General features: G+C 58.9%; 17 protein-coding genes and 1 tRNA gene. 7 read left to right on the forward strand and 11 right to left on the reverse strand.

Annotation, left to right across the window (positions count from 1 at the left end; all coding sequences use genetic code 11):
* Positions 1 to 245 precede the first annotated feature (245 nt).
* Positions 246 to 2831: a DUF5686 and carboxypeptidase regulatory-like domain-containing protein gene (locus E5J99_RS07930; protein ID WP_167852040.1), complete on the forward strand. Its 2586-nt coding sequence runs from the start codon at positions 246 to 248 to the stop codon at positions 2829 to 2831.
* 148 nt (positions 2832 to 2979) lie between these two features.
* Here E5J99_RS07930 and E5J99_RS07935 read toward each other — a convergent pair whose 3' ends face one another.
* Both E5J99_RS07935 and E5J99_RS07940 read right to left on the reverse strand, forming a co-directional pair.
* Complete coding sequence (locus E5J99_RS07935) at positions 2980 to 3267, reverse strand: DUF4834 family protein (RefSeq protein ID WP_135497182.1); 288 nt, start codon at positions 3265 to 3267, stop codon at positions 2980 to 2982.
* The gene (locus E5J99_RS07940) at positions 3267 to 4037 is read right to left on the reverse strand and encodes an FkbM family methyltransferase (RefSeq protein ID WP_135497183.1); all 771 of its coding nucleotides are present in this window, start codon (positions 4035 to 4037) and stop codon (positions 3267 to 3269) included. Before E5J99_RS07940 ends, E5J99_RS07935 begins: the two co-directional genes overlap by 1 nt.
* A gap of 512 nt (positions 4038 to 4549) precedes the next feature.
* Between E5J99_RS07940 and E5J99_RS07945 the strand changes: the two genes are divergently transcribed.
* Positions 4550 to 4622 (forward strand) — tRNA-Thr (locus tag E5J99_RS07945).
* A 200-nt stretch (positions 4623 to 4822) separates the two neighbouring features.
* Here the strand turns inward: E5J99_RS07945 and E5J99_RS07950 are convergent.
* The 3 genes from E5J99_RS07950 to E5J99_RS07960 form a co-directional block, all read right to left on the reverse strand.
* The gene (locus E5J99_RS07950; RefSeq protein ID WP_135497184.1) at positions 4823 to 5344 is read right to left on the reverse strand and encodes a GAF domain-containing protein; all 522 of its coding nucleotides are present in this window, start codon (positions 5342 to 5344) and stop codon (positions 4823 to 4825) included.
* 175 nt (positions 5345 to 5519) lie between these two features.
* Positions 5520 to 7760, reverse strand: a complete 2241-nt coding sequence (locus E5J99_RS07955) for an ATP-binding protein (protein ID WP_135497185.1) — start codon at positions 7758 to 7760, stop codon at positions 5520 to 5522.
* Between the two features lie 631 nt (positions 7761 to 8391).
* The gene (locus E5J99_RS07960; protein WP_135497186.1) at positions 8392 to 9147 is read right to left on the reverse strand and encodes a hypothetical protein; all 756 of its coding nucleotides are present in this window, start codon (positions 9145 to 9147) and stop codon (positions 8392 to 8394) included.
* Positions 9148 to 9340: 193 nt separating this feature from the next.
* On the opposite strand from E5J99_RS07960, the gene E5J99_RS07965 reads away from it, so the two are divergent.
* Both E5J99_RS07965 and E5J99_RS07970 read left to right on the forward strand, forming a co-directional pair.
* Positions 9341 to 10135: an SDR family NAD(P)-dependent oxidoreductase gene (locus E5J99_RS07965; protein ID WP_167852041.1), complete on the forward strand. Its 795-nt coding sequence runs from the start codon at positions 9341 to 9343 to the stop codon at positions 10133 to 10135.
* A gap of 99 nt (positions 10136 to 10234) precedes the next feature.
* Positions 10235 to 10969: an SDR family NAD(P)-dependent oxidoreductase gene (locus tag E5J99_RS07970; RefSeq protein ID WP_135497188.1), complete on the forward strand. Its 735-nt coding sequence runs from the start codon at positions 10235 to 10237 to the stop codon at positions 10967 to 10969.
* 18 nt (positions 10970 to 10987) lie between these two features.
* Here E5J99_RS07970 and E5J99_RS07975 read toward each other — a convergent pair whose 3' ends face one another.
* Positions 10988 to 11347 carry a hypothetical protein gene (locus E5J99_RS07975; RefSeq protein ID WP_135497189.1) on the reverse strand — a complete coding sequence of 120 codons (360 nt, stop codon included), beginning with the start codon at positions 11345 to 11347 and terminating at the stop codon, positions 10988 to 10990.
* Positions 11348 to 11662: 315 nt separating this feature from the next.
* Between E5J99_RS07975 and E5J99_RS07980 the strand changes: the two genes are divergently transcribed.
* Together E5J99_RS07980 and E5J99_RS22225 are read left to right on the forward strand one after the other, a co-directional pair.
* Positions 11663 to 12262, forward strand: coding sequence for a C40 family peptidase (locus E5J99_RS07980; protein WP_135497190.1), 600 nt, complete (start codon positions 11663 to 11665; stop codon positions 12260 to 12262).
* Positions 12263 to 12445: 183 nt separating this feature from the next.
* The gene (locus E5J99_RS22225) at positions 12446 to 13261 is read left to right on the forward strand and encodes a YkvA family protein (protein ID WP_135497191.1); all 816 of its coding nucleotides are present in this window, start codon (positions 12446 to 12448) and stop codon (positions 13259 to 13261) included.
* Between the two features lie 72 nt (positions 13262 to 13333).
* Here E5J99_RS22225 and E5J99_RS07990 read toward each other — a convergent pair whose 3' ends face one another.
* From E5J99_RS07990 to E5J99_RS08010, 5 genes are all read right to left on the reverse strand, one after another.
* On the reverse strand, positions 13334 to 13606 hold the full coding sequence (locus E5J99_RS07990) for an acyl carrier protein (RefSeq protein ID WP_135497192.1): 273 nt from the start codon (positions 13604 to 13606) through the stop codon (positions 13334 to 13336).
* Positions 13607 to 13653: 47 nt separating this feature from the next.
* Positions 13654 to 17091, reverse strand: coding sequence for an efflux RND transporter permease subunit (locus tag E5J99_RS07995; protein WP_135497193.1), 3438 nt, complete (start codon positions 17089 to 17091; stop codon positions 13654 to 13656).
* Positions 17092 to 17161: 70 nt separating this feature from the next.
* Positions 17162 to 18283, reverse strand: coding sequence for an efflux RND transporter periplasmic adaptor subunit (locus E5J99_RS08000; RefSeq protein WP_135497194.1), 1122 nt, complete (start codon positions 18281 to 18283; stop codon positions 17162 to 17164).
* 88 nt (positions 18284 to 18371) lie between these two features.
* On the reverse strand, positions 18372 to 20006 hold the full coding sequence (locus tag E5J99_RS08005) for a TolC family protein (RefSeq protein WP_135497195.1): 1635 nt from the start codon (positions 20004 to 20006) through the stop codon (positions 18372 to 18374).
* A 23-nt stretch (positions 20007 to 20029) separates the two neighbouring features.
* Complete coding sequence (locus E5J99_RS08010) at positions 20030 to 20647, reverse strand: TetR/AcrR family transcriptional regulator (protein WP_135497196.1); 618 nt, start codon at positions 20645 to 20647, stop codon at positions 20030 to 20032.
* 289 nt (positions 20648 to 20936) lie between these two features.
* Here E5J99_RS08010 and ispF point away from each other — a divergent pair, with 289 nt between their 5' ends.
* On the forward strand, positions 20937 to 21419 hold the full coding sequence (gene ispF, locus E5J99_RS08015) for a 2-C-methyl-D-erythritol 2,4-cyclodiphosphate synthase (RefSeq protein WP_135497197.1): 483 nt from the start codon (positions 20937 to 20939) through the stop codon (positions 21417 to 21419).
* The last annotated feature ends 98 nt before the right edge of the window (positions 21420 to 21517 follow it).

Genomic DNA, 21517 nt, shown 5'->3' on the forward strand with positions numbered 1-21517 from the left:
CGCCACCTATACTTACCTCACCAGCAGCGTCAGAATACAACACAAAGAACAATCATAGGTCGTTCTTTTTGTTGTACCTGAATCTGGGCACTTTGCCCGCTAAAGCACTCAAAAATAGCCTCTACGGTAGTTTTTAGTAAGAAAAAGCAACCTTTGCCCACCATATTTCATCTACCTTCACAACTTCTGTGAAGTAGCCTCTTATGCGTCGTTATCTGTTTTTCTGTATTCTACTGCTGAGCACCTTGGGAACGAGAGCTGGCATTGTACGCGGCAAAATCACGGACCCGAAAGGAGAGCCGCTGGCCTTTGCCAACATTGCCGTGCGCGGCTCCGCCACCAACACCGCTTCCAACGATCAGGGCAACTACCAGCTGCGCCTCGAAGCGGGCCGCTACGAAATCGTGTTTCAGTACGTGGGCTTCAAGCCCCGCCTGGAGGCCGTGACGGTAGCCGCCGGTGACACGGCCACGGTGCTGAACGTGACGCTGACACCCGAAAACTACAACCTGGGCGAAGTACTCATCCGGGCTTCCGACCGTGACCCGGCCTACGCCATCGTGCAGCACGCCATGGACTGGCGGCGCTACCACCGGGCGGAAGTCGCCGCTTTCACGGCCCGGATGTACATCAAATCTTTGATTCGGCTCACGGACGTGCCCGGCAAGATTATGGGCCTGATTAAAGTCGCACCCGATGTTAAGCCCGGCATCGTGTACCTGTCGGAATCGGTGTCGGATCTTACCTTCCGGCAGCCGAACAAGATTCAGGAGCGCATGATTTCGTCGCGGGTGAGCGGCAGCAGCAAAGGCTTCAGCTTCAATCGGGCTTCCAAGAACTTCAACTTCTACGACAACCTGCTGCAGTCGGGCTTCGCGGAGCGGGGTTTTGTGTCGCCCATTGCCCAGAATGCCATGCTGTTCTACCGCTACGAGCTGGTGGGCACCTCCGTGCAGAACGGCATTCCGATCAACAAAATCCGGGTGACGCCCCGCCACCGCATCGACCCCGCGTTTTCGGGCTTCATCTACATTGCCGAAGATGGTACCTGGCGGTTGCATAGCCTGGACCTGAGCCTGGACTCTAATTCCGGCATCGAGTACGTCGATAAGCTGCGGGTCGAGATTCTGTATGCCCCGGCCCCCAACCACCCGCACGCCTGGATTATTCAATCGCAGAAGGTGTACCTCAACGGGGAAGGCTTCGGGTTTAAAGGCAATGGCAGCATCAACGCCGTGTTGTCGAACTACCGTGTGACGCCCACCTACCCCACCCCGCCGGTGGTGGCCCCCACACTCGCCCCCACGGCGGGACCGGTGAGCCGCGAAACGGTAGCCGACGTGAAGCAGCAGCGGCCCCAGCTGCGCGGCCTTACCCGCACCATGCGCCGTGATGCCCGCACGCGCAGCGCCGAGGAAATCCCGTTGCCCCAGGGCGGCATCGCCGTAGCGCCCATGCCCAAAGGCGAAGTGATGGTTATCGAAAAAAGCGCCAACGAGCGGGATGCTGCCTATTGGGAAGAAGTGCGCCCCATTCCGCTCAGCGACGAGGAATCGAAGGATTATCGGGTGAAGGACAGCACGGAGGTCATCGAGAAGTCGCAGCCCTACCAGGACTCGCTGGACCGCATCCGCAACAAGCCCGGCCTCGATGAGCTCCTACGTAGTGGCTATACCTACAACGACTCGTATCACCGCCGCACCGTTTCGGTGGCCCCGCTTACCAACCTGCTGCTCTATAACACGGTGGAGGGCACGGTGGTAAATGCCAGCGCCACCTTCACGCAGCGCTACGAAGACCGACGCAACTACTCGCTGCAGCCCACGTTGCGCTACGGGTTTGCCAGCCGGAATTTCAGCCCGAGCCTGCGCGGCGGCTACACGTTCCGGCCTGAGTCGTTCAGCCGGGTAGGCTTTTCGGTGGGCCGCACCATTCAGGACTTCGACCCCAATACCCAGCTTACGCCCATTATCAACTCGGTGTATACGCTGCTCGACAACCGCAACTATGCCAAGTACTACCGTCGCGACGGCCTGGAGCTGACCTATCGAACTGAAATCGTCAACGGCTTTTCCGTGAACGTAGCCGCTGGCTATGCCGACCGGCGCGAGCTGCAGAATACGACCATTGAGGTGGTGCGCGATATTCCGGGCCGGGCCTTCACTTCCAATCAGCCCGAGGCGGCCGAGCTGCCCCAGGGCACGGGCTTTGGCCGCAGCCGTGCCCTGACGCTGGACGTGCTGCTCACCTGGCAGCCCGGCCAGCAGTACATCACCCGGCCCGACGGCAAGTTCAACCTGCGCAACTCCTCCTACCCGCGCCTCACGCTGGGGCTGCGGCAGGGCTTCCGGGGCGTGCTGGGCTCCGATGTGCGCTACAGCCGCCTGGAAATGGGTATCCGCAAGGATTTCGCGCTGGGCCTGTTTGGCGAAAGCCACATCAACGCCAATGCCGGCTCGTATGTGGGTACTCCCGCGCTGACGTTCGTCGATTACCGACACTTTGCCGGCAACCGTACCCTGCTCGCGGCCAACTTCGACCAGTTTCAACTGCTCGACTACTACCGCTACAGCACGGCCGAGCGCTACCTGGAAGCGCACTACAACCATCATTTCAACGGGTTCTTCCTGAACAAAATACCAGCTCTGCGCCAGCTTCGGTGGCAGGAAGTGGCAACCGTAAACTACCTCTACACGCCGCTTTCGGGCAACTACGCTGAGCTGGGCGTTGGCATTGAGCACATCTTGAAGTTCATCCGCGTCGACTTCTTCACCGCCCTGCAGTCGGGCCAGCGCCTGGATTCCGGGTTCCGGATCGGCTACGGATTCTAGCGCGTGTTGGGGAGTCATTCCTCGCAGGCTATGCGGGAGGAAACGATGTTTCCAGTACTTTCCAGCCACACTTTAAGCCACTAAAAAGCCCTGTCACACATGCTGTGGCAGGGCTTTTTAGTGGCTTAAAGTGTGGCTACTAAGCGCCTTATTTCACTTCTTCGAAATCGACGTAGTCGCCGCCCTTAAAATTCTGGGACTGTTCTTTTTTGGTTTTCGGCGGAATAAAATCCACCCGCACGTTGCCGCCGCCGTGGGGCGGTGGGGTCGGGGGAGGCGTGCCGAAAGCACCTTCAAACGACTGGCCCCCAAACTGCTGGCCGTAGCGCTGGGCTTGCTTTCGCACGAATTTGCCGACGAGCAGCCGTAGAATCACCGGCAGAATGAACCGCACGACGAAGGAAACGATAAGCAGAATAAGCAGAAACTTGGCCATCAGGAAGCTACCGGAGCAGCAGGGTTGGTGGGTTGAAAGTAAAAGTCGGCCGTGGCTGGGCTGTTGAGCTGCGCCGCAGAGCAGGGCACAAGCTCCAAACGCGCAGACAATATAAATGGTTTATAGCCCAGGCCGTCCAGCAACGTCACGACGGCCTGGCGGTTTTCCAGACCATTCAGCTCCGTCTGAATCAGGGGCCGGAAGCGCCGCAGCGTGACCTGCATGTGCTGAAACACCTCCGATTCGAAGCCTTCCACGTCGCACTTCACAAAGTCGAGGCGCGGCAGCTCGGCCAGCAGCTCGTCGGGCACGCGCATGGGCACTTCGTACGTACGGGCATAGGTTTCGGCGGTATTGCTGGCCGCGACTTTGGTCATACCGTGGTGCAGCAGGCCGTTGCGCTCGGGCGTACCCATTTTCACCGTCATGTTTTCGCCCCCCAGCGCGTAGGGCAGCAGCGTAATGTTGTCGTGGCCGCTGAGGCGCACATTGTCGCGCCAGATTTCCTGAAACAGCGGAATCGGCTCGACGGCCAGCACCTGGCCCGTGGGCCCGGCCAGCCGCGACAGGGCCACGGAGTAGTAGCCGAGGTTGGCCCCGATATCGAGGCACACAAAGCCCGGCTTGATGAGTTGCTGCAGAAAAAACAGCTCCGGGTACTTCTCCCGGCCCCACCCCGCGCCCACCAGCCGCAGGTACACGCGGCTCACCAGACGGATATAGCGCTCAAAGCCGAGCGTGCGGACCAGTAGTTTGCGGAGTTCTTTCATACGAGCCGCAAAGATGCTAGAAAGCCCGGGAATTTGGACAACAAGCCAGGGTGAGCAGCTGCCGGGTAGCGCCTTTGCTTCGGCCACACGGCAACAGAGGAGTTCCAAGCACTGCCACGCTTACCCATGCGGATGAGGGCTCTTCCAAACAGTTGAAATATAGTCCGCCATCCAAGGCATCGGCGCGAACCAAGGTGGGCACCAGCAGCATTGCCAACAGCGCGCCTAAGTGGCGTGTGTGGATATACCTAACAGGCATACTTGTCGGGGTTGAATCTCCTACAAGATAACCACGGTGGAATGTCTTCTTCGGCCGACACTCACTTCCGCGCCACACTCCTTGTAACTGCATAAGTGCCCTGAAAGGATTTCCGTGGCCCAGCCTGCGCTTGAGTTAGAGATTTTGGGAGAAAATCGTTGGCTCCTCGTAAAAATTTGTGGCGGAACTTGCGCCTTGTTCCCCTGCCTACCTATCTTTGCAGCCCCGGGAAACAAACGGTTTCCCGGCACATGCCTCTTTAGCTCAGTTGGTAGAGCAGCTCATTCGTAATGAGCAGGTCGTTGGTTCGAGTCCAATAAGAGGCTCATACATACACTACCGAAAAACCCGGAAAGTCCTTTCTCCTGTAGCAGAAAGGGTTTTCCGGGTTTTTTGCGTTAGGGCCAGTCGGGTTCTACTGCACGCCTCAGTAGCCAGCACGCACTACTTGGCCCACCCTACTGCGGAGCCTATCACCCATAAAAACTTACCGGTTTATGGTGTCTGTTCTGGCACCGCCCAGGCTTCAGACCTTTCCCAACCCGTGCATGTACTGCCGAATCACGGGCAGAAACAAGGCAACAGCGGCTTCCAGATACGCTCGCTCGGCAGCGGTCCAGTGGCGCGGATGGCCGAATACGCAGGGCTGCAGAATCCCCCACAGGTGGCCATGGTCGGTGATATGGGCGTGCACCAGGGCTCGGTGGCCAAAGGTGCGGCGCTCAAACTCCTGATTTAGCACTTCGGGACGAGCCTCGGTTACATCGTCTACATACACGGAGGGCTGAGCAGCTAAGGCAGCCCGAAACAGCGGATCTTCCTTGGGCAGGTCGCCGGTATCATCCTGCCAATCGTGCCGCGGGTCGGGCACGGCTTCGTCCAGCCGCCACACGAAGGCAATACGTCCCCGCCCCTGGGCCGGGTCGCGCACGTAGAGGAAGCAACGGTCGGCACGCAGGTGGGGACCCACTAGGTCCAACGCGCGCTGCAGGCTCTCGGCGGGCGGGGAGCCGGCGGCAAGCACGGCAGTAAGTTCAGCAAGTGGCATGGCAGTCATACGAACAAAGGCGCTTCGGGGTGGCACATTGCCACGGCCAGCAGCCTGTTCCTTCTCTTACTGCTCTTTTACAAAAAGCGGTTGAAAAAACTATCAGCCGAACTAGTGCTGCACGCTTCGTGGTGGCGGCACATGGGGGCTGCGCTAGTAGCGCAAAACCGCTTTTTCAGGTTGGCAGCGTGATAATAAACTGTGTGCCTACGCCCTCCTGCGTTTCAACCCGCAGCGTGCCCCCGTGGCTTTTGATGATATCGACGCTCAGCGACAAGCCCAAACCAGTACCTTCGCCGGCGGGTTTGGTCGTAAAAAAGGGCTCGAAGATTCGGGCGCGGAGGCTTTCCGGTATCCCCGCCCCGGTGTCGCTAACCCGGATTTCAATGTGGGCCGGCAGTTGCAGGGTATGCACGCTCACTGTAGGCTGATACCCTGGCTCGCTCTGGTGGCGCTGGCGCACGGCATGAAACGCGTTGGTAAACAGATTCAGCAAGACCCGGCCAATATCCTGCGGCACCACCCACACCGGCACCAGCGTCGGATCGAGGGCGGTGAGCAGTTCCGTATGCAGGGCTTTGGCAGAGCCTTGCAGGCCTTGATGCGCCAGGCGCAGATATTCCTCCACCAAAGGGTTTAGGGCGGTCAGCGCGCGCTGGCCGGTGCCGGCGCGTGAATGCTCCAGCATATCCTTGATGATGGAAGAGGCCCGTACGCCGTGCTGACTGATTTCCTGCAGATTTTGCTTGAGGCCGGTCAGAATATCGTGCTCCAGGCTGCCCCGTGCGGCTCGCCCGTGCGGCAGCGCCATGCCATCAATCATAGCCGTACTGACCTCCGCGAATTTCTTCATAAAGCTCAGTGGATTTTGCAGCTCATGCGCAATACCGGCCGACAGCTCCCCCACGAAAGCCCACTTTTCGGAGGCAATCAGCTGGCTTTGTGTTTGGCGTAGCTGCCGGAGCGTGCGCCGGTTTTCCCGCAGCTGCCGATACATGAGTGCTCCCAGCCCCGAAACCATAATAATGGCCACCAAGGCCCCAATTAGCAGCTGGTTGCGCTGCCGCAGGTGTAGCGCCTGCACTGCCCGCTCCTGCCGCAGGTGCGCAATTTGAGCGTTTTGCGTTTGCTCCAGCCGCTCGCCTTCGTACTGCGCCAAGTGGTAAGCACCTTGGGTGGCGCTCATCGAATCGGCCAGAGCGATGTAGGCGCGGGAGTATTGCTGGGCTTGCACGGGCTTGTTACGCGCATCGTAGAAGCTGGAAAGCTGGCGCAGATAGTTCTTTCGCAGCACATCGAGCTTTTTATCGGTGGCTTCCCAATAAGCAGCTTGCCAATACGCCTCAGCCGCAGCATAGTCTTTTTTGGCGGCATAGAACTGGGCCCAGGCGGCTATCAGCTCGAATTCGCCCTGCCGCCGCCCAGTAATTGGGATGCGCAGCGAATCGGCCAGGTGCTGGGCCTGCTGCAAGGTTTGCCGGGTCAGTTCCAGCTCATTCATGCGCAGCAGCACCAGGCTTTTCTGCACCAAACCGTAGGACTTATCTTCCTGAATATTCAACGATGCCCGGCCCCTGACGGCTAGCGACATATTGGCGTAGCGCAAGGCGGCCACGGTATTCCGCTGCTGCAAGTAGAGCTTCGAAATATTACGTAGCGTGTAGGCATCTACTCCCCCGCAGCCCCGCGCGGCATACTTACGGGCCAATGCCACCGACTGGCGCAAATACTGAAGTGCCTTGTCGCTGTTGCCCCACTCGGCGTAGTTGGCCCCAGCTACTTTTAGCTCACTTATATAATAACGCTGGTCAAAGGTTTTGAACAGCTCGGCGGCCCGCAAAAAATTGCTGATAGCTTGGTTATAGGCTCCCCGGCGTCGATAATAGCCACCAATGGAGAGGTAGCAGGCCGCTATATTTTCTTTAGCTCCATGCACTCGGTAATACGCCAGCTTATTCCGATAGAAAAAATAGCGTTCATCCAGCTGGTTCAGACGGTTGTATAGGGGCGCGACTTCAATCAGCAGGCGGGGAATGGGTCGCTCACTACGATCGAACAAGGCAATGGCCTGCTGCGCCGCCGCTAGCGCCAACGCCTCTTGGTTGGGCTCGGCCCAGTGGAGCGCGCTTTTTCGCAAGGCCCGGTAGGGCGCGTCATCCACTCGCCGCAGGTGCTTATTGAGAAGAAACAGATCATCGAGCAACGCTAGGGCATGCTGCCGTTCGCGGGCTTCGTCCCATCGAACCAGATCAATCAGATGAACGATGGTTCGTAGGCGGGCCGTATCGGTGCGCTGCTGGCGCACTACCAGCCGGAGCGAATCGTAGTCGGCATCCCAATAGCGGTGCTGGGCTTGGCCGGGCAGGTGCAGCACCAGGAGGAACAAGAGCAGGAGCCGGACGACAACAAGATGCACTGTTGGGCGAAAATAATGGCTAGAAATGGCTATTTTCCTCAGTTGCTACCGGCTGTTTCCGGCAAGCAACCAGCGGGCTTTGAGCGAGCTGGCAGCTCTTGTCCTAAAAACAGGTCGGAAGATACAATACCAATGCTTATCATTCGTAGGTTTGTCAGAATGGATTTTATATTGAACAATTCATATATAATAGTTCGCCTAACCATCGCCCCTTGGCAAGCAGGGAAACTAGCTATCAGCAGCCTTGGCACAGGTGTGTAGGACCAAGAGAATGGCTTCTAATTCGGCTGTCAGCCCAGGCCGAGCCCGCCTCGCTGCCGGGCTGACACGTAAGAGTAGCATACTAGGGCGTGTGGACCTTAATCGAAAAAGCAGTCCTGAATGCTTTGTGAACGTCCTGTCGAGCAACGCGAGACAGAACGTTCTTTTTACTGGCTGTCCACAGAGCCTAGGTGCTGCTTGCGAGGATCAGCTGAAGTCAGTAGCCATTCCTGAAGAAACCCTGTGATTTAGCGGCTGCCGCAGATTTCTGCCGACTCAAGGTTGATGTTTTGCGTGTGACGTTGCGTAGGCTATGAGCAAAAAAAGGCCGGAAGCATCTGCTTCCGGCCTTTTTTTGCAAGCTGATTACCTACAGGTTGCCGCTATAATCATCGTCGCCCAGGCTTGACGAAGCGCTGGTATTGGCGCTGCTGCTCCGGTAGCCGGCGCTGGTGTCTTTACCTGCGGAAGAAGAACGATAGTCAGATGACGACGACGACCCACTGTAGTCGGGTTTGTCCGTCCGGCTAGCGTCGCTGGAGCGGCCGGCGGAGCCATAGTTGGTCAGGTAGTCTTTCTTGCCCGCGCCATAAGTTTTGCCTACCCGATAGTCAGAATCCAGGTCGGAAGCAGAACGGTAGCCGCCGCGCTGTGAGGCCTTGCTGCTGTTAGCGCCCGAGCGCGTCGAGAGCCAGCCGATACCACCGAGCAGCAGGGCTCCGCCTACTACTTTTTGCGTCGTGCTGAGCTTGTTTACCTGGTCGAGAGCTTTGGTACCGAAGTCCTTAACCGACTGCGGAATTTCTTTGCTGCCATCCAGCCAAGAAGAGATGTTCATCCACGACTGGCCGCTTTGCTGCTTATTGGAGCTTTCCTCGCGCCGCTGGCTGGCCTGCGAATCTTGTCCTGGCGTCATGCTGGCGCTGGTACGGTTGGTTGCTGGCTCCGGCGTTTTGGCCTGCGAGTCCTGCGGATTTTTGGCGGAAGGAGCAGGAGCGGAAGTATTCTGGGAAGCCGACGAGCCCTGGGCCGATGGGTTCGTAGACGACTGATTAGAGGCATTGGAAGATTTGCTGGTACCGGTAGCGTTGGCACCCGAGGCGGGTTGATTCTGCTTGTTTTCCATGGTGAATACAGGGGTTAGTACGGCAAAAAGGACACTCAGCAAACAAGCCAAGTGTGTCTCTATTCGTAAACCTACAGCCCGGGGTTGCGCAAAAGGCCTCTTTTTATTACTAGCGCCGCAGCAACTTTTCCCTCAGACACTCAGTACCGTACAGCTTACACGCTTACCCACCGCACCCCAAAACCCGACTGCTATGAAGCCCGATTCGACCCTCTCCGTTGCTCTCATTACCGGTGCCGCCAGCGGCATTGGCCAGGAACTAGCGCACCTGTTGGCCAAAGACCAGTACCAGCTCGTGCTGGTTGATCAAGACGCCGCAGGCCTGCAAAAATTTGCCGACCACCTGCGCAGCGTCCACAACATCACCCCCACGCTGGTCATCCAGGATTTAAGCCAGCCCGCTGCCGCGCAACGGGTATACGAGGCAGTAAAAGCCCAGGGAATCGAGGTCGATATTCTCATCAACGATGCCGGCTTCGGCGAGTATGGCCCATTTCTGGATTCGGAGGTGAACCGCAACGTTGCCGTAGTGCAGACTAACATCACCGCCCTCATCGAGCTGACCTATGTATTTGGCCAGGGCATGGTGCATCGCGGCAAAGGCCGCATTCTGCAACTGGCCTCGACGGCCGCCTACACGCCTTCGCCCAAAATGGCTGTGTATTCCGCTACCAAGTCGTTCGTGCTGAGCTTTTCGGAGGCGTTATATAAAGAGCTGGAAGGCACTGGCGTCACCGTTACGGCACTGTGCCCCGGCGCTACCGACACCAACTTCTTTGAGCGGGCTGGTGCCGAGAACACCAACGCCGCCCAGGGCGACCTGGCCGACCCCAAAGACGTGGCCAAGGATGGGTATGAAGCCCTGATGAAAGGCGAAATGCGCGTGATTTCGGGCCTTACCAACAAGGTACAGGCTATGCTCAGCAACATCACACCCGATGGCCTGGTAGCGGCCGGTATGAGTAAGATGTTTGCTGAAAAGAAATAGCCGGCTAGCACCGCCTCCGAACAATATGTACACGACCGGGTTGCCGTCTTCCGGATGCGGAAGGCAGCAACCCGGTTTTTTGGTACTTCAGACAACCCGATGGATAAGCGTTTTCAGGATAAAGTGTGCTTCGTGACGGGGGCTACATCCGGCATTGGCCGAGCCACGGCGCTGCAGCTGGCCCGGGAAGGCGGCCGGGTAGCCGTACTGGGCCGCAACGCGGAGGAAGGCCGCGAAGTGGTGCAGCTTATCAAGGATGAGGATGGGGAAGCCATTTTTATTCGTACCGACGTGGGCAAGGATGCTGCGCTGCGCCGGGCCGTCGAGCGGACGCTGGCCCGCTGGCAGCGCATCGATGTGCTGGTCAACAACGCGGCTATGATGACCTACGAACCCATTCTGAAGCTCGACCCCAGGCAGTGGGACATGCTGATGGCGGTGAACGTGCGGTCCTTCTTCCGGCTCTGCCAGCTGTGCCTGCCCCACATGAAGGGCGGCAGCATCGTGGCCGTCAGCTCAGTGCATGCCCACCAGACTACGCCCAATGTGATACCCTACGCGACCAGCAAAGGAGCGCTGGAGGCCTTAGTGCGGGGCCTGAGCCAGGAAATTCCGCACGAGCATGCCCGCATCAACGCCGTAGCCCCGGGAGCCGTCGATACGCCCATGCTCTGGAGCAACCCGAACGTGAAAAGCGGCAAGGAGAAAATCACCGGCCAGGTCGGTACACCCAAAGAGCTGGCCTCGGCCATCTGTTACCTGGCCTCCGCCGACGCGAGCTTTATCAATGGCTCCACCTTGGCCGTGGACGGCGGCCGGCTGGCTGCTTTATAGGCCTGTAGCTTGCGCTAGTTAGCCCTTGGGAGTGGGGTGGCGCTGCTCGGGTGGGGGCAGCGGCCGGCCCTGGGCATAGAGCAGCGCATCTCGCTCCCCGGCTTCGCGGGCTTCAACCTCAAATGGAATGTTGTAGTAGCCATGCCGGGCCCAGCCCCAGAGGTAGCGCCACAAAAACCCCAAGCGGCCATACTGCTGGAATTGCCGGATATGTTCCATCTCGTGGGCCACCCAGTGCGGGTCGCGCAGAAACTGCTCGCGGGTAGCGCCGCTCAGATGAATACTGTTGCCCAGCACCATAGCTACGCTGCCAGCCTGTAGCTTCAGCCGGGCCAGCCGGGCCAGGGGCGAATTCTCGATTATCCGGGGTGGTTGCATATGCTTGAAAAAGCAAGGCGGAGTATACGCTAACAAATCCAGAAGAGTTGTAGTAAGCTCGACTATTATTTCAACAAAATATAATACTTTATAAAGAATATTTGGCTGTTTTGGGGTAAAAACTAGGACGATTAAAGTGTAATCCCTTAGCTTTAACCATCGGTCGGGATAGAGCTCGTCTATTTTTGGTCGTTTCAACACTTTATCTGCTTCTCTTTTCGGTGGTTTAAGGATTCCGAACCTCACGAAAAAACAGAATCACTTCGGCTTCCCTGCTACCTCGGAAACGGAGATTTTGCCACCTTAGGACGGACAATGAAACACAGTATCCTGTATTGCCTCGCCGCAGCTTCGCTGGCTCTCTCATTCTTCTTCGACTACGCTCCCGATTCTTCTCTCACCGCTGGTAGCGCGCCCATTGCCGCCACCGCCTCCCTGTTCCCCGACTTCTCGGGCGACAATCCCACCGTCGCCACCACCCGCGACTCGCTGGCTTACCACTATTACTCCCAGACGCTGGGCCTGACCCTGGCCTACAACGAGGACCAGAACCTGCTCCGCACCGTCACCGACTGGATCGGCACTCCCTATCGCTACGGCAGCAACTCCAAGAAAGGCACCGACTGCTCGGGCTTTGTAACCCGGGTATTTCAGGAAGTATACGGCGTAACGCTGCAGCGTAGCTCCCGCTCGATGTTTGAGCGCGTGAAGCGCGTGGCTAAAGATGAAATTCAAAGCGGCGACCTGGTGTTTTTCCGGCGCGGCCCCGGCCAGCCGATCTACCACGTGGGCATCTACCTGCAGGATGGCAAATTTGCTCATTCGGCCTGCAACGGCGGCGTGATGATCAGCTCCCTGAACCAGCCCTACTACCACCGCAACTACTACGCCGCCGGCCGCGTGGCCGCCAACTAACCGGCCGCTGCCCATACGCTTTTTTAGAGCCCCGTTCCGCCGAACGGGGCTTTTTCGTTTTTGGGGCTTGGGCGCGGCCGATAACCATTTCGGAGGGATGCAGTATAGAGAAGTGCGCTGAACTCAGCCGTGGTCAGGCCGTCATTTCGTAGCTTGGCCCCGATTTATAACCCCTCTCCACCCATGGATAAGAACAACCCCAAAGGCTCGGACATTGCAGATTCGCCCCTCTTCAAGAAGTTTGCTGGCAAGGCGGAGGAGTACATCAAGAAACCGTCGCGCATTAAGCAGCTGCTGAACGACGCCTACACCAAAGCCAGCGAAAAGAACGACGTGGGCTCGATGGCGCAGGAGGCCTGGGCCAACTTGCAGGTGCTGTTCCGCCTGATTCGCTCGTCTGTTTCCGGCGAGTATGCGGGGCTGCCAACCCCAACCATCATTGCGGCCGTAGCGGTCGTTATCTATTTCCTGAGTCCGCTGGATCTGATTCCGGACATCATTCCGATATTGGGCTACCTCGACGACGTGGCGTTGATAGCTTGGTTCACCAGTACCCTGAGCGGCGAAATACAGAAGTTCGAGGAGTGGGAGAAGGCCCGTCCGATTGTCGTGAGTGAGGCTACCGACATGAAACCCGGCCCGGCCACTTCCCTCCACACCTCCGATGGCACCACGGCCAACTCGGGCCCCAAGCCGGCCGAGTCGATGCATCAGACTTCGGACTCGGCATTGCTGCCCGACATGCAAGCCCGTGAAACTACGGAATCGGCTAAAAAAGCCGGCACCAACGAGTTGCACACGAGTGCCCACGTAGTGTCGGACACCGATTCGGGTATCTCGTCCCCCAATAGCAGCAACCCCAACCCCAGCCGGACCAGCAGCACCGACCCAGCGCCAAAGACTGACGTGAAGCCCCACGCTGATGATGTAGCCAACACGACCAGCGCCAGTCGCACCCGCAACGACGGCGCGATGGATACCGGAGGCAACATTCGGTAAAACCCGGTGCCAAGGCATAAAAAAGGCTCCCAACCTGTGTTGGGAGCCTTTTTTTGCTTTAGAGCTTAGCTCCTACGCGGCCCAGTCGTGGGCGGGCGTGTGGGTAGCCACGTACGTCACAAAGTCGCCGACGGTGCTCAGCGGCACTTCGTCGGGAATCGTGATATGGAAATTACGCTCGATTTCGAGGATAATATCCACGACATCTACCGTGTCGAAGCCCAGTTCTAGGCTCAGGTTGCTGCTCACACGCAGGCGGGTAGGCTTAATGGCCTTGCGCTTGCTGATAATACGCAGCACTTGCTGCTGAATGGATTTGGGGGCGGGAGTCGTTGAGTAACGCATAAGAAAAACGACGATGAACCAAAAGAGAAATAGGCTGGAAAACTGAGTTATGCTTCCTCCAGCACCTCTTCCCGAACGGGGGATTCAGTTTTTGACAAGTCGGTTGCATGACTATCGGCGGAGCGACCCGTTATTTTCGCCCGCAACCGCTCGCTGATGAGGTACATAACCGGCACTACCAGAAGGGTGATACCCGTGGCAAACACCAAGCCGAAAATGATGGTCCAGGCCAGCGGGCCCCAGAAAGTTACCGACTCGCCGCCGATGAAGAAGTGGGGCTCGAAGGAGTTGAAGAGCTCGTAGAAGTCGATGTTCAGACCAATGGCCAGCGGGATGAGGCCCAGCGTGGCCGCTGTGGCCGTCAGCACCACCGGATTCAGACGCGTACGGCCGGCCAGCACAATGGCTTCGCGCAGCGGCATGCCCTGCGAGCGGAGGATATCGGTGAACTCCACGAGCAGAATGCCATTCTTCACCACGATACCGGCCAGGGCGATGATGCCCACGCCCGTCATCACGATACTGATTTTCATTCCCGTCAGGGCCAGGCCCAGGCACACACCCGTTACCGAGAAAACGATTTCGCTCAGGATAATCATGGTCTTGCTCACGGAGTTGAACTGCGTAACCAGAATCATGAAGATCAGGCCAATGGAGAGCAAGCCGGCGACGCCCAGGAAGTCCTGGGTTTCCTGCTGGTCCTCGGAGGCCCCGCCCATGCGCACGGTGTAGCCGGCCGGCGTGGGATACGCCTTCAGGGCCTGGTCGATTTCGGCTACGACATCGGGAGCCGTGAAGCCGCCGAGCACGTTGGAGCTGATGGTAATGATTTTCTTCAGGTCCTTGCGCTTGATGCCGCCGTAGGTGTTGCCGTACTCCAGGTCGGCCACCGACGACATGGGCACTTGGCGCACCTGGCCAGTGGCGTCGCGGAAGGTGAGGCGCGAGTTCAGAATGGCATCCACGTCGTCGCGGTAGGGCTTGGCGTAGCGCACCTGAATCGGGTACTCATCATCGGGGGTTTTGAACTTGCTGGCTTCCGAGCCGAAGATGGCCGTGCGTACTTCCAAGCCGATCTGGGCAGTACTCAGGCCTTCGCGGTTGGCCCGGTCGCGGTCAATATTGACGGCAATTTCGGGGTTGCGGTCTTCGAGGTTGGTACGCAGGTCCTCGATGCCGCCAATGCGCAGCGAATCGACGTAGCGCTCCACTTTTTTGGAGAGCTTGGCCAGCTGCTGGTAGTCGTTACCGATAACCTCGATGGCAATAGCCTTGCCTTGGGGCGGACCGTTCTGCTCCTGGTCGACGGCAATTTCAGCGCCCGGAATACCTTTTACGGCCTCCCGAATCTTGTCTTTGTACGTGCCGGTCGTGGGGCCGGTCCGCTCACTGAATTCCTTGAAGGCCACGGCCACTTTGCCCAGGTGCGACTGCGCCGTGCGGGCCCCGTCCTGCGGGTCGTCGGCGCCGATAGCCACGTTGGTAATTACCGATTCCACGTCGGGATTGTTGCGGCCAATAACGCCGTAGATGCGCTGCTCCAGCACCCGCGTGATGGAGTCGGTGATGGCCACTTTGGTGCCCACCGGCATGCGCAGGTAGGTGTAGATGAACTTAGGGTCGCCCTGGGGGAAGAATTCAACCTGCGGCTTGCGCAGGTACACGGCCACAAATCCGATGACGAGTAAGGCTATCATACCCAGCATAATACCAACCTGGCGCCAGTTGGAGCCGTTCACGGCCCAGCCCACGAGCCGGGCGTAGCCGTTCTGGAGGCTTGGCAGGGCTTTGGTCTGGAAGGCGGCAATCAGCTTGTAGAGTACGAACTGGTCGAGGGCGGCAAACAGGGCCAGGAAGGCGAACAGGTTGCCGACAAACAGGGAGCCCGACACGTATCCGATGGCAGCAATAGTCAGCAGCACGGCCATTACGATCTTAAAGCCCTTGGTGAAGCGCGACTTGCGCAGCTCTTCGGGGCTGTTGTGGTCTTCGCGCGACATGAACGACACGGCAAATACCGGGTTGATGATGAAGGCCACCACCAGCGACGACATGAGCGTGACGATGAGCGTGATAGGCAGGTAGAACATGAACTCCCCGATAATGCCCGGCCAGAAAGCCAGCGGCACGAAGGGCGCTACCGTCGTCAGGGTGCCGGCCAGTACGGGCACGAACACCTCGCCGGCGGCAATTTTGGCGGCCTGGGCCGTACTCAGCTCGGGGTGGTCGTGCAGAATGCGGTGGGTGTTTTCGATGACCACGATGGCGTCGTCGACCACAATACCCAGGGCTAGCAGGAAGGAAAAGAGCACAATCATGTTCAGCGAAAAGCCCAGCGTAGGCATGAACAAGAAGGCCAGGAACATCGAAATCGGCACCGACAGGCCCACGAACAGCGCGTTGGTGGTACCCATGAAGAACATCAGAATCAGCGTCACCAGAATGAAGCCGATGACGATAGTGTTGATCAAATCGTGGAGCGTGACGCGGGTGTCGTTGGAGGTGTCGCCAGTGATGGTGATGGTCAGCTCGCGGGGCAACGACGGCTTGGTGTCCTGCACGATCTGCTGAATCTTGTCGGAAGCATCAATCAGGTTTTCGCCCGAGCGCTTGATAACGTTCAGCGTCACGGCGGGCTTGCCGTCGAGGCGGGCATACGATTCGCGGTCCTTGAAGGCATCCTGCACCGTGGCAATGTCGCCGAGACGAATGCTGGCCCCGTTGAGGTTTTTCACCTGGATGTCGGCAATGTCGGTAGCCTTGGCATACTGCCCGGCCACGCGCACGGCCCGCTTCTGCGAGCCTACTTCCACGGAGCCGCCCGAAATAGTCAGGTTTTCGCCCTGAATAGCGCGGTTCACGTCGTTGAAGCCCAAGCGGGCGGCCTGCATCTTATACAAGTCCACATCCACGTTTACCTGCTGCTCCAGCGCGCCCACAATATCGACGCGGCTGATTTCGGGCAGGGCCTCAATCTTGTCCTGGAAGTCGTCGGCCTGCTTCTTGAGCTGGCTCAGGGGCAGGTTGCCGGCCAGGTTGATGTTCATGATGGGGAACTCCGAAAAGCTCACCTCCTGCACGCTCGGGGGCGTGGGCAGGTCGTTGGGCAGCTCGTTGGAGGCCTTGTCGACGGCGTCCTTGATGAGCTGCTTGGCGTACTGCACATCCACGTTGGTGTTGAACTCCACGTCAATCACCGAGTAGTCCTGGTTGGAGGTGGAGGTAATTTTCTTCACCCCGTTCACCGACTTCACCTCTTTCTCGATCTGACGGGTAACCAGGTTTTCCATGTCGGAAGGCGAGATACCCGGATAGATGGTGGCCACGATAATACGCGGCACCACGATGTCGGGGAAGTTCTCCTTCTGGAGCTTGATATAGGTGAATATCCCGGCGATGCAGATAATCAGCGTCAGAATATAAATACTGGTTTTGTTATCAATCGACCAGCTAGTCGGCTTGAATTCTTTATCCACTTCCTGCATGGCTTGCGGCAGTTAAATGTGGGAGGTATGACTCGGGCGCAACGGCGGGCAAACGGCCCGCCGGGCCACACTACAGACTAACAAGTTGTCCTTCATTGAGATTTTGGTATCCGGCAGAAATCACCTGGTCGTTCTGCTTGAGGCCGGTCGTGACTTCCACCTTGCCGTTGTAAGTCTGGCCGGTCTGAATGATGCGCTTGGCGGCGACCTTCTGGCTGCCCTTCTGCTCCACCACGTACACGTAGCTGTTCTGCTCGTCCTTCTGCACCAAGTCCACCGGAATGACGGTGGCATTGGCGCGGTCGTAATTCTGAATGCGCACCGTAGCCACCATATTCGGCCGTAGCTGGGCCACGTTTTTCAGCAGCCGGAACTCGACCGTGAACGTGCGGCTGGTCGCGTTGATGGTGCGACCCACCACGCGCACCGACGACGGGATTTCTTCGTTGCCCAGATCCGATATGGTTATCAGGGCTTGGTCGCCGACTTTGATCTGACTGGCGTAGGCTTCCGACACATCCGCTATAATCTTGCCGCCACTGCCGCTTACCAGCCGCACCACCGGCATGCCAGGCGCACCGTTTTCGCCCACCTTGGCCGGCACCTCATCCACGATACCGCTGAACGGCGCCACCACGTTGAACTGGGCGCGCTGCCGCTGCTGCGTGGCTAGGCTACGCTGCAGCGCCTCGTAGTTGTTCTTGGCCTGCAGGTATTGGATTTCGGTGCCAATCTGCTGCTTCCACAGGCGGTCCTGCTTCTCATACACGATTTTGGCCAGCTCGAGGCGGGTGCGCAGCTCGGCTATTCCCGACTCCAGCACCGTCGCGTCCTGGGTGGCCAGCACCTGGCCCTTGCTCACCCGGTCGCCGCGCTGCACCCGAATGCTGGTCAGCACGCCCGGCACGCGAGGCGACACGATGGAGTTTTCGTCGAACTCGGCGCGGCCCTGCACTTCGAGGTAGCTTTTAAAATTCTCGGGCTTCACGCTAATCACGCTGACCGGCACGGAGGCCACGGCCGCTTCCGCGCTGCCCGCCGGGCCGGCTTTAGCTTCCAGGGCGGCAATTTTAGCTTGATTGGCAGCTTGTTCCTTTTTCAGCTCGGCCAGCTCGGTAGCCGGGTCTTTCTGCCCACCGCAGGCAGCCAGGAAAGCCAGGAATAAGAGAGCCGAAGACGATACGTATTTCATAAGGGCAAATAAGAGAGGAAGCCGGGAGAGAAAATGGTAGTGGCGTGGTCAGGAGTCTCCCAGCGTGTAACTCCTGACGACCGGCTCCTTATTTCTGGGCTTGGCGGTACAGCTCGCCGGTAGCTTTGTCGCGGTCTACTTTGGCGACCAGCACGTCGTAGAGGGCCGCGTAGTAGTTGGTCTGGGCCGTGCGCAATTCCGTTTCGGCCGATACCACCTCCAGGTTGGAGCCTACGCCCTCCTGAAACTTGATGCGCGACACGCGGGCCACATCGGCGGCCAGGGCCATGTTGTCTTTCTGGTTGTCGAGCACGTCGAGGGCATTAGTGAGCGTGGCCCGGCTTTGCGCCTCTTGTAGGTCGATGCTCTGGCGCAGGGTTTCGAAGCCCCGTTCAATGGTTTGCTGACTGATGCGGGCCTGCTGCACCTGGTAGTTGCGGCGAAAGCCGTCGAATACCGGCACCGAGAGGCTGAGGCCAATGTTGCCGAAGCCAAACCAGTTCTGGTTGGCGAAGCCGTTGCTGGCCCGCGAGTCGGCACCCCGGAAGCCAAACAAATCCCTGGCCGTGCGGCCCGCGCCGTTTACGCCATAGGCTCCCGTGAACAGCAGCCGCGGGTAAGCACCTACGCGGCGGTTTTGCAGGTCGAGGCCGGCCAGGGCCTGCTGGGTTTCCAGGGTGCTGAACTCGATGCGGTTGCTGTAGTTGAAGGCCGCGCCGGCGGCGGTAGTCAGGCCGCCGGTCAAGGCCGTCTGGCGGTCCTGGCGGGCTTGCTCCTCGGCGTTTTCGCGGCCGGGAGTGGCGGCGGGCTGGCCCGGCAACGCAGTGGTGCCGGCCGCGCCGCCACCCTGGGCGAAGTTGGCCGCGCCCAGGCGCTGGCGCAAGGCAGCGGCATCTACTACGGCCGCGCTGAGCGAGTCGGTCAGCTGCACGGTCAGGTCCTGCCCCAGGCCCATCTGAAACTTGAGCAGGGCCACGCTCAGCTCGGTGAGGCGCTGGGCTTTTTGCTGCTCCACCACCAGGTTGTTGCGCTGCACGCGCAGCCGGTCTACGTCGAGCTTTTCTACGAAGCCCTCCTTAAAGGTCTGGTTGGTTTGGTAGAGCAGCGTATCGAGGCGGCGCACGTTGCGCCCCAGCAGGTCGAGGCGGGCCCGGGCTACCAGAGTACTGTAGTAGGCCTTGCTCACCTGCTCCACCACCTCAATCTCGGCTTGCTGGGTTTGCTTTTTGGCTAAGTCCTCGTACACTTTGGCGGCCCGCAGCCCGATGAAGTAGGAGCCGTCGAAGAGTAGCTGCGACACCGAAACGTTGGCCGAGCCCTGCCACTGCTGGCCGAAGGCAAACGGCTGGGGCGGCACTTCCAGCGACCGGGTAGTGAGCACGACTTCTTCGCCGCCATTGGCGTTCTGCACGCTACCCGGCGTCAGCAGCGTCTGTTGCACCGGAAACGACACCAGGGCCTGCTGAATCTTGATGTTGTCGACCACGTTGGCCCCCACGTTCACCTGGGGCAGGCCCGCCGAGCGAATTTCGCCCACCCGGGCCCGGGCGGTTTGCTCGCCGAGGCGCGTGGCCAGCAGCGTCGGCTTGTTCTTGACGGCATAATCGATGGCCTGCTGCAGCGACAGCGACATAACGCCACCAGGCGCGTCGGGGCGGCCTTGCTGGGCCTGCGCGCCCAAGGGCAGCAGGGTGAACAGCAACAGACGGAGCGCGTTTTTCATAAGAGGTAGATGAGAGCGGGTAGTTATACTTCCGGTTCGGTTACGTTCCGGTACTGGTTGATAAGTCGGTGGCCCTTGAGGGTCGAAATCCCCATCAGGAAGTGCTCAGCCATGACGGAGTTGACGCGCTGCAACCCGAACTGCCGGGGCGGAAACACCACGTTGTCGAACATCAGCTCGATTTCGGCCAGGTGCAGGCGGGCCAGTACATCCACGTCGAGGTCGGGGCGGTAGAGGCCCTCGGCCATGCCCCGGCGCAGGTTGTCGGCTATTTTCTGCAGGATGAAGGTGTTCTTGTGCTGCTCGAATAGCTGCCAAGCCTGGGGGTAGTATTTCTGAAGGTCGTGGAAGATGCTGGGGTGCAGGTTAGCCAGCATTTCCTTGTGCCAGTTGATGAGGTTGAACATGGCCTCCAGGGCGTTGCCGCCCGTGGCGAAGGCCAGCTCGCAGTCGACTTCTTCCTTCGACAGATGGCCCTGCATCACGGCCAGCACAATTTGATCCTTGTTTTCGAACCATTTGTAGAGGGTCTTTTTCGACATCGCCAGGTGGGTGGCAATGTCATCCATCGACACGCTACGGATGCCGTTGCGCATGAACAACTCGACGGCAGCCACCAGAATCCGGTTCTTGATTTCCATACTCACGGGGCAAAGGTACAATGGAAACTATAAATGACTTCAAAGTTTCCATTAATTTTTTGCTATTCATTTTCTGGTCTTCCGGCCCTCCTTGATTCTGACGGATAGCGGCGGCCAATACTTTATAGCCGCCGCACTATATTTTTCATGAGCAGCGCGACGGCGCTTTACGCGGGCTTGCCCCGGCGGGAGCCAGGTAAAAGCTGCTTGCGGAGCAGCGCTTCCCCAATCCGCCCCGGGCATCGTACCTTGGGGCCAGTATTTTTCTTGCTCTCCTCTCTCCTACCGTATGAAAATCCGCACTGGCTTTGGCTACGACGTTCATCAATTGCAGGAAGGCCTGCCCTTCTGGCTCGGCGGCATCCAGGTTCCGCACACCCACGGGGCCCTGGGCCACTCCGATGCCGACGTGCTCATCCACGTTATCTGCGACGCGCTGCTGGGCGCGGCCAACCTGCGCGACATCGGCTTTCACTTCCCCGACACCGACCCGCAGTACAAGGGCATCGACAGCAAGCGGCTGCTGGCCGAAGTGATGCGCCTGCTGCGGGAGCGGGGCTATAGCATCAGCAACATCGATTCTACCATTTGCCTGGAAGCGCCCAAGGTCAACCCGCACATTGCCGAAATGCAGCGCGTGCTGGCCGAGGTGATGGGTATTCCAGCAGACGATATTTCCATCAAAGCCACCACCACCGAAAAGCTCGGCTTCGTGGGCCGGCGCGAGGGCGTAGCCGCCTACGCCAGCGTGCTGATTGTGCAACCTTCGTGATAAAACAGTGCAATTGCGGGAGAGCAGCGCCGGCGTACAAGCCGTTCAGGCCGGCGCTACGCCACCATCAACTCCACGATTTCACGACTTCCTCCTTT

Origin of the sequence: Hymenobacter elongatus (assembly GCF_004745955.1) — a bacterium.
GTDB lineage: Bacteria > Bacteroidota > Bacteroidia > Cytophagales > Hymenobacteraceae > Hymenobacter > Hymenobacter elongatus.